Origin of the sequence: Planktothrix sp. FACHB-1355, assembly GCF_014748295.1 — a bacterium.
In the GTDB taxonomy this organism is placed as follows: domain Bacteria; phylum Cyanobacteriota; class Cyanobacteriia; order Cyanobacteriales; family Aerosakkonemataceae; genus Aerosakkonema; species Aerosakkonema funiforme_A.
In genome coordinates, this window is sequence record NZ_JACJUP010000057.1 from 1 (window position 1) to 12,364 (window position 12,364).

The window sequence follows — 12,364 nt, forward strand, 5'->3', positions numbered from 1 at the left end:
GCCCTAACCCCTAGCCCCTAGCCTAATACCACACGAAACCCGATACTGGGGTATCGAAAACTACCATCGTAGCAAAAACGATAGGCACACCGACAATCATCTGCCAAGCTGTACCAAGCGCCACCCCGCACTACGCGCTTCGTCGGGTGTCCGTTCGCGATCCAAGCACTACCATCTTTAGGTGCGCCATTCAGCTTATCGTGCCAGTTATCTTCGCACCACTCCCAGACTAACCCGTGCAAATCGTGCAATCCCCAGGCGTTTGGCTGTTTTTGTGCTACAGGTTGGGTTTGATTGCGGGAGTTCCAGGTGTACCAGGCAAAGTTTCGCAGGGGTTGTTTGCTGTTACCGAAATTGTAGAGGGTTTGAGTACCGGCGCGGCAGGCATATTCCCATTCCGCCTCGGTGGGTAAGCGATAGGATTTACCAGCGATTTCGGAAAGACGATCGCAAAACTCAACCGCATCCCACCAAGAAACATTTTCCACCGGTCGCAACAAACCGCTGAAATGGGAGGGATTGGTTTGCATCACAACTTGCCATTGCTCCTGAGTAATCGGTGTCTTACTCATAGAGAAACTACGTAAGCTAACTTTATGCTGGGGCATTTCGGGGCGCAACCACTTTTCCACCTCCCAGCGTTTAAACCAACTTTCCAGGCGTAAAACTTGTTCGATGTCTGCGATCGAAGTTCCCATATAAAAACTGCCCGCCGGAATGGCAATCATATCGAGCTTTGCACCGCCAGGAAGTCGCTCTTGGTAATTCCATCTGTTGTTGGGGAGGGCGCGAGCGGGTGTGGAAACCGCATCCGATCGCATTGTGGGCGGCTCTACCCTGGAAGCATTCGGTTCTACCAGCCGAATACCGGAAGTCGGTATTGTTACGTATCCCTGCCCTTCTACCCCGTTTGGCAGAACTTTGCGAAAGCTAGGCGAAAAAGGCAATAACACCGTGACTCTGCCTAAATCTGCGGTGGGGTCGAGTGCGGCGAGAACTTGGCTTGCTGTCCAGCGTTGTGTGTAATTTTTGACTAAGCAACCCCGCACGATCGCGGCAAAGGGAGCGGGCAGTTCGGAAGGGATGTCGGGTTCTGCCATCGTCACCCGCTGCATCATTTCCGGTATGGTGTTGCCGGCAAAAGGATGTTGACCTGTCAGAATTTCGACGATTACCACTCCCAACGACCACAGATCCCAGGCAAGGGAAATTTTACCTTGATAAGATTCTGGCGGTGCATAAGCGATCGTGCCCACCTGATGACTGGGGGCGGTATCGCTACCGCTACGGTTTTCCAACAGCCGGGAAATGCCAAAATCCGTCAGTTTCCACTGTCCGCCCACTAACATGATGTTGGCAGGCTTTAAGTCTCGATGCACAACGCCGCGATCGTGCAAATAATGCAAGGCACCCGCGAGGTTTTTCACTATGGCTTTCACTTCCGAGACAGATAATGCACCTCGCTGCAACCGCTTTACCAGCGACTCTTGGGCGAGTTCCATCACTAAACCGAGACACTCCACACCTTTAAGCCAACCTTGTTCGGGACTCAAACCTTCCAGTAAGCCAGGATGTTTGAGAGAGATCGCAGTTTGCAACTCAGCAATCTGACGCTCTTGCTGCCCGCTCTCGTTGGAAAATATTTTAATAGCCACTTCCCGCATGACGCGATCGGCAACTACCTCATCTGCCAGAAATACCGCACCAAACGATCCCGCACCCAAAAGCTTTTTCAGACGATACTTGGGCGTAAACCACTCGTCTTCAAACATTCGCCAGAATTGATTTGGGTTCATGCGTCTGCTTTCTGCTATACAAAAATTCGACTATCTGCTAACAATTGCTTAAAATTGCTTGAAATTGTTTAAAAATGAGTAAATCGTAGGTAATAATACTCTAAAAACAGCCCTAATGCTGCCTCGGACATTTAAAGGTTCTCATTTATTTTAGATTGTTAACATAATTTTACTCAACCATTAGCAAACTCAACATTAAAGGCAGAATATTCTTTATAAGTTCTTTAGGATCTGGAGGCATAAAATATGCAATAAAATTGAAGCAAGCTAAGCAATACCTGAAGTAGAAATGAAAAGTTTTATTTCAGATTAAAATTTAAGGATATTTAATAAAGTCAGATAGTATAAATAGTTAGAGACTTCATCTTACATAGGGTATAAATTACTATGGCTGTTGAAAAAGTAAACTCATCTTCCAGTCTGGCCGAAGTGATCGATCGCATCCTCGACAAAGGTGTCGTCATCGACCTGTGGGCGCGGGTATCCTTAGTAGGGATCGAACTGCTAGCAGTAGAAGCACGGGTTGTCGTAGCGTCGGTAGAAACCTACTTAAAGTACGCCGAAGCAGTTGGTTTAACTTCACAAGCTGCTGTACCGGCTGCCTAATATTGTCACCATTGATGCTAAGTTAACCTGCTTGTTGCAATATCACAAGCAGGTGTTTCCAGTAATCTGATGCAGATGGTAGCTGTCGATCGGCGATCGAGAACGCTAATTTTTTGTTTTAGGGAGAAAATAGCGGAAAAGGAGCCTAAATTGTGTCTTTAAGAGAGGAATGGGATGCTGCGCGAGCGCAGCGTCAACAAGAAATCAACGAACGTCAACATCAGGTGCTGGAGCATCGCCACCAGACTCAGATGGAATTGTACGAGACAGCAACAAACCGAGCTGCGATGGCGGCTGCTCTGCGCGACTCGCTCAGTAACTTTCACAACACCTTGCAATCGGATGTGGCGAACTTCCGAGAAGAAACGCGATTGCATCAGCAAGAAGTCTGGATGGAAGAAGCGCATCAACGGGCAGCCTACGTAGCAGCTATGCGAGATTACGTTTGGGGAACAGCACCAACCCTGATGACCGACGTCAACCCCGTACCTTTGCCAGCCCCCAATGTCCCCCCCAGTGCCAAACCAAAATCTATCCCGACAAATCTGGAGCGGGTATTCCAGTACGTTCGGCAGAACATCGGTGTCCAGATCGATGATATCGAAACGGCATTAGGTCTATCTAGAGCCGATACAGTCAATGCTTTGCAAAGCTTAATGAACCAGAAACTTCTGGTGCAGCAAGCTCAGAGTTACTATCCGATCCAAGGGAGTTAATTGTGGCTACAGTTCTGCAAGTCAACTCCCAGAATTTTGTCGATACACCCACAATCAGTCGCTTGACCCAGCGTGCCCTGCGCTATCTCAGTACGGGTTTCTCGGTTCATTTGCGCGGACCGGCTGGAACTGGTAAAACGACGCTGGCAATACATTTGGCGAATCTGCTGGAGCGTCCGATTTTACTGGTGTTTGGCGATGATGAATACAAATCGTCCGATCTGATCGGTAACCAAGGGGGATACAGCCGCAAGAAAGTCGTGGATAATTTTATCCACACTGTAGTCAAGGTGGAAGATGAATTCCGCCAATCTTGGGTCGATGCGCGTCTAACCACAGCCTGCCGCGAAGGCTTTACTCTGGTGTACGACGAGTTCAACCGTTCCCGTCCGGAGGTGAACAACGTTCTGCTCTCCGTATTGGAGGAAAAGCTACTGGTGCTGCCGCCAGTTGCCCAGCAACAAGAATATATTCGCGCCCATCCGGAATTCCGGGTGATTTTCACCTCCAATCCAGAAGAATACTGCGGAGTTCACGAAGCACAAGATGCGCTGATGGATCGTTTGGTGACGATCGACATTCCAGAACCAGATGAACTGACTCAGCAGGAGATTCTTGTCCAAAAAGCAGGAGTGACGCGAGCTGAAGGCTCAGTCATCGTTCATCTAGTCAAGAGGTTCCGGGAGCGCACGCAGGCAGATAAGTCATCCGGTTTGCGAGCTAGTCTGATTATCGGTAAAGTCTGTCACACCCAAAATATTACTGTTGCGCCGACCAACGCAGACTTTCGAGATATCTGTGCGGATGTCTTGCTGTCGCGTTCCAAACTGCCCCAAAGCGAATCAATCTCGATTCTTGGGGAACTGTTTCAAGAACTTACGTCGGTAAAGAAACTCGCTACTAAACGGAGGTAAAGTAATGCTGCTTATTCGCACCATGCGGCAAGTTCGCACTGGCGGGATGATTTCCAGTTTCCGCGCTTGCCAAACCTTGAGCGGTTTGGACTTATCTGCCAGCGATCGCGCCCGCTGCATCGGTGCATCAGCAAAAATGCTGGCTGGTGAAGCCCGCAGACAGTGGCTGAAGAAACAGTGGAAACGGCAGTAGTAATTCCATCTTACCCAGGAGGTCTTTAGTCATGACGAATCTCGATGGTATTCCCCCACACTTACTGTCCAGCGAGCATTATCGTCAAATGCTAGTTAGGGATGGCCAACGCCGCTATCAGGAATGGCACGGCGAGTTTCTCAGGCATCAAGAAGAGTTTCTCAAGGATCGAGACAGTCGATCGCGCGAGATCGAGAACCTGCGAAACGAAATCTATGAATATCACAAACGTCGCACTGCGGAATCGCGCAATGAATTTTTGCGCTACCAGAATAAGTTTCTTGCCGAAATGCGTCGCTACTAAACCATAGATTCACTACGGGGTATAGAAGATGAGAAACCGGGTTTCTTTCCAGGAATGAAACTCGATATTTCGTTGCTATAACCCAAAGAAACCCGGTTTCTGGGATTACTTATAGGTGTTCTAGAAACTAACCCGATCGTCGGTCGGAATATTACAAGCAATTCAGAAAGTCAAAAAAATATTGGGGCGAGCGATGATACTGAAAGAAACTGCGATCGCACAGCAGCTAAAAGAAGTTGACCTCAGTTACCCAGCTGAAGCAACTCCCTACATTGATGACTGTGGCTGTCAGATTAAAATCCCCTACGGCCCAGAATTCAACCCGACCAGCTTCACGGCTGAAATGTGGGTTCAGTACAAAGGGGGAGCGGGGTATCGATCGATCTTGACCTCCGTCAGCGGCTCAGCATGGCAAGGACGCCGAGGCTACGTTTTCTGCGTCACCCCCAACGGACAGTGGCAATTCTGGATGGGCAGCGGTCAGAGCAGAAGTCCCTGGCTCGTAGTAACAGGGCCAAAAGCCAAACCGGGAGTATGGACGCATTTGGCTGGAACTTATGACCAAGTGTCCCAAATTATGACTTTATATGTAAACGGTCAGGCAGTGGGACAGCGCACGGGAGTACCGTTTTTGCCAAATACCTGCAATCCCCTCCATATAGGAGCAGGTGCGATCGAACAAGCCGGAGCCAGTCACTGTTTATTTCGCGGCACAATTACTAAAGTCAGAGTCTGGAGCAGAGCGCTGGTAACTCAAGAACTGCAAGCTCTAGCCAGTACCGGCGAGCCAGATGATGCGGCGATCGTCAGCTGCGATGGGCAAGGCGATTATATCGAAATACCCTATAGCCCAGCTCTGAATCCCACTCAATTTACCGTATCTTGCTGGGCGAACGTCCAAGGCGAACAGGGTAGATGGCGCTCGATCGTCACTTCTCGCGACATCTCTCCAGAAAAAGGATACATTCTCTATGCAGGAGAGAACAATCGATGGCAATTTTGGCTGGGCACCGGGCCAAATGGCTGGGTATACATTAACGGGCCTGAATTAAAGCTCAATACCTGGACATTCCTCGCAGCTACCTACGATGGCACGATCGCCAAATTCTATGTCAATGGCGAATTAGCAATAGAAAGAGTCGTAAATGGTTTTGTGCCTAATACCGCTCGTCCCTTCCGAATTGCCGCAGGCGTAACAGAAGGCAACCCAAGCTACTTTTTCCCCGGTCACATCACCGAAGTGCGTGTGTGGAATCGCGCTTGCGTCCAAAAAGAAATTCAAACCGAAATGAATTATCGCCTTGACGGCGACGAAGCGGGCTTAGTGGGATACTGGCCCCTCAATGAAGGTACAGGCACCGCAGTCAGGGATAAGAGCGTATACCACAATCATGGCACAATGTCAAGTTATGTGGAAATCCCTTATGTCCCGGCGCTCAATCTCACCCAATTCACCTTATCCTGTTGGGTAAACTTACAAGATTGGCAGGGAACTTGGCGTGCTGCTATATCCTCCCAAGACGATTTTCTGCCCAAAGGATACGTTCTCTATGCGGGTCAAGATAATAAATGGCAATTTTGCCTGGGTGCTGGAGAAGCAGGTTGGACTGTAGTTAGCGGTACAGAAGCGATTTTCCATAGTCGTACATACCTGGTCGCCACCTACGACGGCGCAATGCTGAAATTCTATATTAATGGTGAATTAGTCGGCGAAAAACTGACTCATTATGTGCCCAATACCTCGCGTCCTTTGCGGATAGGAGCCGGTACAAAAGACGGAAAACCAGCCAACTTTTTCCCCGGTCAAATCACCGACGTGCGGATTTGGAATCGCGCTTGCAGTCAAGCGGAAATCAAAAATGAGATGAACAGTTTGGCGGTGGGCGATGCACCGGGCTTAATGGGATTTTGGCCTCTCAAGGAAGCAACGGATACTACCGTTATCGATCGCACCTATAACAGCTATCACGGTGTTATTAAGCGAGCCGACTGGGAAAATTTGGTCGGTTTAGTTCTGGTCAGAGGCAACCTGAACGGCAACGGCAACGGTAACGGCAAGAACGGCCACTATTAACCTTTCCCCTGTCATGCCATAGTGGGATTTCCAGAAACCCGGTTTTTTAGAAAAACCGGGTTTTTTGTTTAGCGATCGACCGCAATTTCTTATTTTTAATCAAATCTATCGAAAACCAGATGAAAAAGTTGAATATTAAATATAACTATTGCTCTGCACATTCATTCTCATCTAACCTCACGACAAATGATATTTGTTGGTAGCAATTACTTTGGCTGATGCGTTAACTTGGAGATCTAGTAGTTTGTCAAGTGAGTTTTGAAGTTAAAGAAACCCTTTTTAGAAAAACCGCGTTTCTTCGCCAGTTCGACTTATCAAAATCAATTTGGTGAACTGCCAGTCAGATAAGTATTGTGCAAAACGCTAGCTATGTTAGCTGGGAGCATCACAATGCACAAAAAAATTGCACTGCTTTGCCTTGCTTTTATTTTGGGACTTGCCCTATGGCCCAGTTTGACGCTGGCTCAATCGACAGGTTTCCTAGAATCCCGTATTTCTAGATTAGAGACAGATAACTCCCAGTTGCGATCGCAAGTTGAGCGCATCGAGTCCCAACTATATCGAATCAGCAACCGTTCCGAATTCCCCAGACGGGAAATACCCAGACCGACACCAGCACCTTTACCCCCACGCGCCACCCCCAGAATCAACACACAAAGACCATCTCAAGATCCCATGTTTGAGCGACTCGCCAACATAGCAGTTGACCTAAACCAGCGCGTCAAAGCGCTGGAGGCACAAGTTGCACAATTGAAGAGGCAGCTAGGCCAAAGGTAACAGAAACTGCCGATCTTTAAGAAATAAAGCCTATATTGCTAATAAATTCCCCTCTTCCCCAAGAGCGGCAAACACATCGGGGGAAAACATTTCCCACAATGCCTGAAAATATGGCATAAATTTCGCTGCTTGTTCCGCAGTCAAACGACTGCGGATTTCTTTACCCAATAAATACAGCATTTGCCGCAGCAGCTCCCACTTAACCCCCAAAGTAGGGTAAAGCATCACGCATAGAGGAAATAGTTCTTGTTGAATAGCGGCGATGTTCTCTTCCAAGGCGCACACCCACAAATACACTTGGAACATTTCCACATCGCGGATACTGGAAACTTGCACTGTTGGGTCGGTTAAAGCACCGCTGTTGCTGCAATAACCTGGGTAGAGCTGAATTACCCGCTCATTAATCTTTTTCGCAATCTTAGTACTTTCCGGTAACAACTGCTGCACAGCTGCCAAAACCGGTGAGTCGTAGTCGAGTTTTGCTGCCGCTTGATAAGAGCGCTGCAAAGGCATATAGAAGTGGTCGTCAATTACTTTGAAATAAGCACCTACCAGCATTTGTTCTGTGGGGGAGAGCATCTCCAACAGCATCTGGCTGGTATAGTGCAACTGCATACTCACAAAACCTTTGACTCGCGGGTCATTTGCAGTGTACTTATTCTGAAGTTCGCCGATTTCCTCACCTATCAAACTTGCCAGCTGGCTGGGAGCAATCTGTTCTGTATAGATTTCGAGTGCATTTTTGTCGAGATCGTCGTATTGGTTATCAAGCCCCATCACCACAGAAAGACGTCTCGGCGGTGCTTGTTGCGTGTAAATTAAGAGCGCTTTTTCGTAAATGCGAAACGAATCTGCCGCAATTTCCCAAGGATTGATTAATCTGGGATTTATCCTGTGCCTATAGATTTCTTTCGCTAGCAATCCTTCAGTTTTGTTCCAGGCTTGGGCGCTCACAAATCGGAGCGAGTGCATTAATTTTTCGGCAGTTTGCTCCCGTCCTGCTTTGGAAACTATATCTGCTAACTTATGGGGCTGTTTTGAGGATTCATTTTGGGAATTGATTTGGAGGTTTTCAATATACTTTTTTGCCCATTGGTGAGCTAATGATTGAACTGTTGCTTTAGCCATTACTTCCCCTTTTAGATAGCTGATGGTGCTGCAAAGATTAACATTTTTAATTTCATTTTAGCATATAAAAATTTGCTTTTGCTATTTAGAAATTGCCTATTAGCGATTAATTTTACCTATATGCGAACTTGTCTTTACTACTTTTTTGGCTCTCACTTAACTTTTTATCATACTAGGACTTATTTTGTGTGTATATAAAACTACATAACATATTTCTTCTTCATTTCTTTATAAAAACCGAGAAAAATAAACTTTTAACTTAGGACAAGTAGTAGCTAAAACTTTTTTAAGTGTAATTGCTGATTTCGGCAATATAATATATCTGTCTATGTGACAATTCAGGTTTTTTAGATCTAATGCAATTGTTTCCGTAAATATACCTAAAAAGCCTAATTTTTTATTCATTGCTAACTATCATTGAGTCTAATAATAACAACCATGAGCTAATCTTGATGGCAGCAAAGGAACATACCCAAGCTGGTGTTCTAGATAGCTCGTGGTTGCTCAACACGGATGTCCTATTAGATAGCTAAGCTTAAAAAGGTGAAAAACTTGTGAAGCTATTTTTCAAACTGCGATCGACAACTGATACCAAATCGGCTTCAGTTATCTCCGTTATTGTTGGGAGGAGTGGGGGAGTAGGAGAAGGAGTAACATTGAGCCTGAAAAAGGGGTAGGAGACCCGGATTTAGGATGACACCGAGTTGATTGGAGGATATTGTCTAAAAAACGGGTTTCTTAAACTTCTCAAAACTAACGCGGCGTTCTACTCCCTGCTTTCTTATTCCCAGTCCACTTGCAACATCCGTTGCAGAGTACCTAAGCCCAATTCTTTATGAGAGAGCGATCGCGCCTCAAACAGAGCCATCATATCTTGTAACTGAGGATTTCCTCGCGAAGCACCCGTTAACCCTTTACTAATCAGCAAGGCGCAGTGACCCTTCGTTTTCTTACACCGCCGATCCCACTTCTTACGCGCTTCTGCGTGAATGGGGTCATTTTGGATAAACTCGCCAAAAACGTGCATTTCCTCATTGTTGGTTTGAATGATTCCCAAGTCGTAAGTATTATCTTCAAACGGGTCTTCCCCCGGATTAAAGAAAATGCCTTTAACACCTCCTGCTGCTTGAATTTTCTCGATCAAGGTTTTAGCCTTGGGACGCGAAGTTTGGATCAAAATTACCGGTAACCCATCTCCCAGCGCTTCTACTTTTTCCATCGATGGATTCTGTCCCAGACTCATCCGCAAATACTCCACCATCTCCCAAGACACCATCCCGATGCTGAGGAAGGAATTTTGCGGCACCAAGTCATCTCTGAGAACGGGCATAGCTTTGAGAGAAAGCACCTCATCATCTTCCTCGTCTTCCCATTCAATCATTTTCAACAGTTCTTTGGAGATATCTGGTAGCGTTGCCACTTTCACAGATGCCTGTTGGGTGCCGGTTTGGGAATCTTCTTGAGGTACAGAAATGCGATAGCGATTGCTCAGAGAGGGGAACGTGTCGCCAGCTAATTGCCGGCGCTGGGCGCGTAGAAAGCGATTGAAGCCTTCTAGGGCAGTTAAAAGAATGAGGGCTTCTTCTTCAAATAATGAGGCACGGAGACCTTCTAATGGGTGGATATTGCCAAAATTTGGCTCGATTTCTGAAAATGCCAGGTCACTTAAATCGATGTCTTCATCTTCTTGCAAGTCAGCTGCGGACTCAAAGGTGACAAACAGACAGTCTTGCCCCAGGAAAGCTTCTTCCAGCTTTTCCAGAGATTCTTCTTCCTGCAAAACAGTAGCCCGAAAGCGCTTGAGGGAGTCGAGCGAACGGTACAGTAAAATGCCGTACTCCATTCCCGACATCCCCATCACAGAAACGTAGAGGGTACCAATGTCCCAACGGTTCAGTTCAATGGATACGATTTGATGTTCTTCCAGGTATTCCCAAGGTGCAGCGTTCCAAATCTCGTATGCAGCTTGCATGAGTCGATCGGCATACTGGGGCGGTAACTGGGGTGGTTGGGTGTTGGCGTTTTCTTGAAACTCCCGAAACAATTCGTCAATTAAGGGTAGTGTCGGTACGTGTTCTATGGCGATATCCAGTTCTTGCAGTACTCCGCGCAGGAAAAATTGAATTTCGCGATCGCGCACCACTATTTTCTGGGGTCGAGCTGGTTTGACTGGCCCTTGGGGATATTCCATCGCTCGCAGCAATGTGCGTACTACGGCTTCTGGGCCAGATTCTGAGGTTACCATGTCGATCGCACGGACAACTCCTTGCGAACCATCTACCCACAAAATACAATCGCCTTTTGCTTCTGTGTCTGATTCGCCGTCTGGCGATAATGGACGGCGATCGCCCTCCCACACGCTGGGAATTTGGTTTAATTGTTTTAACCGGCGACGGGTAGAGCGATTGAGGGTTGTCATAGACTGAGCCGTTACTAATATAATTAGCAGGTTGCGGGTTCGGTATCCGTACTGACCGTAAGATCCTGCCATCCCTGTATGGGGAAGGGTTTCCTTATCTTCACGATAAGGCATTCCTGCTTGGCTTGTGCTTCTGCTTTTGAGTTTGGGATGCTCTTAAGCTAGATAAAATATACTAGAAGGTAAAAACCTATAGACGTTAGCAGGCCAAGGAGTGATATAAATTTATGACATCAGCAACTCAGTCTCAGCAACGCGGTATTATGATCGCCGATGGTGCCCTCCAGCAAGTTAAATTTTTGCGGGATAAACAAGGAAAAGACCTTTGCTTGCGCGTGGGCGTTCGCCAAGGTGGCTGTTCTGGGATGTCTTACATGATGGACTTTATAGATCCCAGCACCATTACGGAGAATGATGACGTTTTTGACTATGATGGCTTTCAGCTGGTCTGCGATCGCAAGAGCTTACTTTATTTGTACGGTTTGGTTCTGGACTATAGCGATGCTATGATTGGCGGTGGCTTTCAATTCACCAATCCGAATGCCAGTCAAACCTGTGGCTGCGGTAAGTCTTTTGCTGTGTAAGTAGTATCCCGTCCTGCACGGAGCGATCGAAAGCAGCCATTGTCACTAATTAAAAAAGAAAAAGGCAAAATTGTGCTTACCTCTTTCTTTTTTATTTTTTAATCTCTTTTTTGAACACCGATGACCCAACAAACAGCTGCGGAGATTTTTGAATCTGGTATTGAACGCTATAAAGCTGGCGAAACTCCGGAGACTCTCATACCCTATTTCAAAGATATTTGCGATCGCACTCCTAAAAACGGTTCCGCTTGGACTTGTTTGGCTTGGTTGTACCTGTTGGACGATAAACCCAATCAAGCTTACAAAGCAGCCCAAAAGGCAGTGAAGTTAACGCCGCAAGAACCGCAAGCACGCATTAACCTCGCATCTGCTATGCTCGAAACCAATCAAACTGGGGTGCGACAACATATCGAAATTGTCGGACAGATACTTGCTTTGGATTCGGAATTGCGTCGCGAGATTCAAGAAAATATTGAAGAAGGTTTAACCAGAAAACCAGAATGGAAGAGTCTTGAGCGCATCCAGACCTGGCTGTTTGGTTGATAAATTGGTTATGCCTGACCGAGCGACGATGATTGATGACTAAAAATGAAAGATAAATTGCTGAAATGGCTCAATGTAGCTTTAATGTGGGATTTTTTCCTCGTTTTAATCGGTTTTTTCTGGTTTGCGATCGCACTTATCGGTAAAGCTACCGACATTCCTCTGGGCTTCGACCTTTGGCACAAACTTTGGGAACCGATATTTATGCCTGCCATTAGCATTCTCATGGCAGGGGCCATTGTCAGCGGGATAGTCAGTTGGGTTTCCAAACGCCTTAACTCAAAAGTCAGTTAGGGGTTAGGGGCTAGGG

The 12,364-nt window shown here is 46.9% G+C and carries 13 protein-coding genes; 10 read left to right on the top strand and 3 right to left on the bottom strand.

The window, feature by feature from the left end:
• Positions 1–17 precede the first annotated feature (17 nt).
• Positions 18–1,796: a bifunctional serine/threonine-protein kinase/formylglycine-generating enzyme family protein gene (locus H6S82_RS04940; protein ID WP_190464765.1), complete on the bottom strand. Its 1,779-nt coding sequence runs from the start codon at positions 1,794–1,796 to the stop codon at positions 18–20.
• A 387-nt stretch (positions 1,797–2,183) separates the two neighbouring features.
• On the opposite strand from H6S82_RS04940, the gene gvpA reads away from it, so the two are divergent.
• From gvpA to H6S82_RS04975, 7 genes are all read left to right on the top strand, one after another.
• Positions 2,184–2,402 (top strand): gas vesicle structural protein GvpA, encoded by a 219-nt coding sequence (gvpA, locus tag H6S82_RS04945; RefSeq protein ID WP_190464766.1) that lies wholly within the window; start codon positions 2,184–2,186, stop codon positions 2,400–2,402.
• A 152-nt stretch (positions 2,403–2,554) separates the two neighbouring features.
• Positions 2,555–3,118, top strand: coding sequence for a hypothetical protein (locus H6S82_RS04950; RefSeq protein WP_190464767.1), 564 nt, complete (start codon positions 2,555–2,557; stop codon positions 3,116–3,118).
• A gap of 2 nt (positions 3,119–3,120) precedes the next feature.
• Positions 3,121–4,032 (top strand): gas vesicle protein GvpN, encoded by a 912-nt coding sequence (gvpN, locus tag H6S82_RS04955; RefSeq protein WP_190464768.1) that lies wholly within the window; start codon positions 3,121–3,123, stop codon positions 4,030–4,032.
• Positions 4,033–4,036: 4 nt separating this feature from the next.
• Entirely contained in the window at positions 4,037–4,225 is a 189-nt protein-coding gene (locus tag H6S82_RS04960) for a hypothetical protein (RefSeq protein WP_190464769.1), read from the top strand.
• Positions 4,226–4,256: 31 nt separating this feature from the next.
• On the top strand, positions 4,257–4,529 hold the full coding sequence (locus tag H6S82_RS04965; protein WP_190464780.1) for a hypothetical protein: 273 nt from the start codon (positions 4,257–4,259) through the stop codon (positions 4,527–4,529).
• 193 nt (positions 4,530–4,722) lie between these two features.
• A complete protein-coding gene (locus H6S82_RS04970) occupies positions 4,723–6,603 on the top strand; it encodes a LamG domain-containing protein (protein ID WP_190464770.1) in 1,881 nt (626 codons plus the stop codon).
• A 390-nt stretch (positions 6,604–6,993) separates the two neighbouring features.
• Positions 6,994–7,380, top strand: coding sequence for a hypothetical protein (locus H6S82_RS04975; RefSeq protein ID WP_190464771.1), 387 nt, complete (start codon positions 6,994–6,996; stop codon positions 7,378–7,380).
• Between the two features lie 30 nt (positions 7,381–7,410).
• On the opposite strand, the gene H6S82_RS04980 is transcribed toward H6S82_RS04975, so the two are convergent.
• Entirely contained in the window at positions 7,411–8,508 is a 1,098-nt protein-coding gene (locus tag H6S82_RS04980) for a hypothetical protein (RefSeq protein WP_190464772.1), read from the bottom strand.
• 781 nt (positions 8,509–9,289) lie between these two features.
• The gene (locus H6S82_RS04985) at positions 9,290–10,927 is read right to left on the bottom strand and encodes a hypothetical protein (RefSeq protein ID WP_190464779.1); all 1,638 of its coding nucleotides are present in this window, start codon (positions 10,925–10,927) and stop codon (positions 9,290–9,292) included.
• A 227-nt stretch (positions 10,928–11,154) separates the two neighbouring features.
• Between H6S82_RS04985 and H6S82_RS04990 the strand changes: the two genes are divergently transcribed.
• The 3 genes from H6S82_RS04990 (at position 11,155) to H6S82_RS05000 (ending at position 12,348) form a co-directional block, all read left to right on the top strand.
• Positions 11,155–11,511 carry an iron-sulfur cluster assembly accessory protein gene (locus H6S82_RS04990; RefSeq protein WP_190464773.1) on the top strand — a complete coding sequence of 119 codons (357 nt, stop codon included), beginning with the start codon at positions 11,155–11,157 and terminating at the stop codon, positions 11,509–11,511.
• A 120-nt stretch (positions 11,512–11,631) separates the two neighbouring features.
• Positions 11,632–12,054, top strand: coding sequence for a hypothetical protein (locus tag H6S82_RS04995; RefSeq protein WP_190464774.1), 423 nt, complete (start codon positions 11,632–11,634; stop codon positions 12,052–12,054).
• 45 nt (positions 12,055–12,099) lie between these two features.
• The gene (locus H6S82_RS05000) at positions 12,100–12,348 is read left to right on the top strand and encodes a hypothetical protein (protein WP_190464775.1); all 249 of its coding nucleotides are present in this window, start codon (positions 12,100–12,102) and stop codon (positions 12,346–12,348) included.
• Positions 12,349–12,364: the final 16 nt, after the last annotated feature.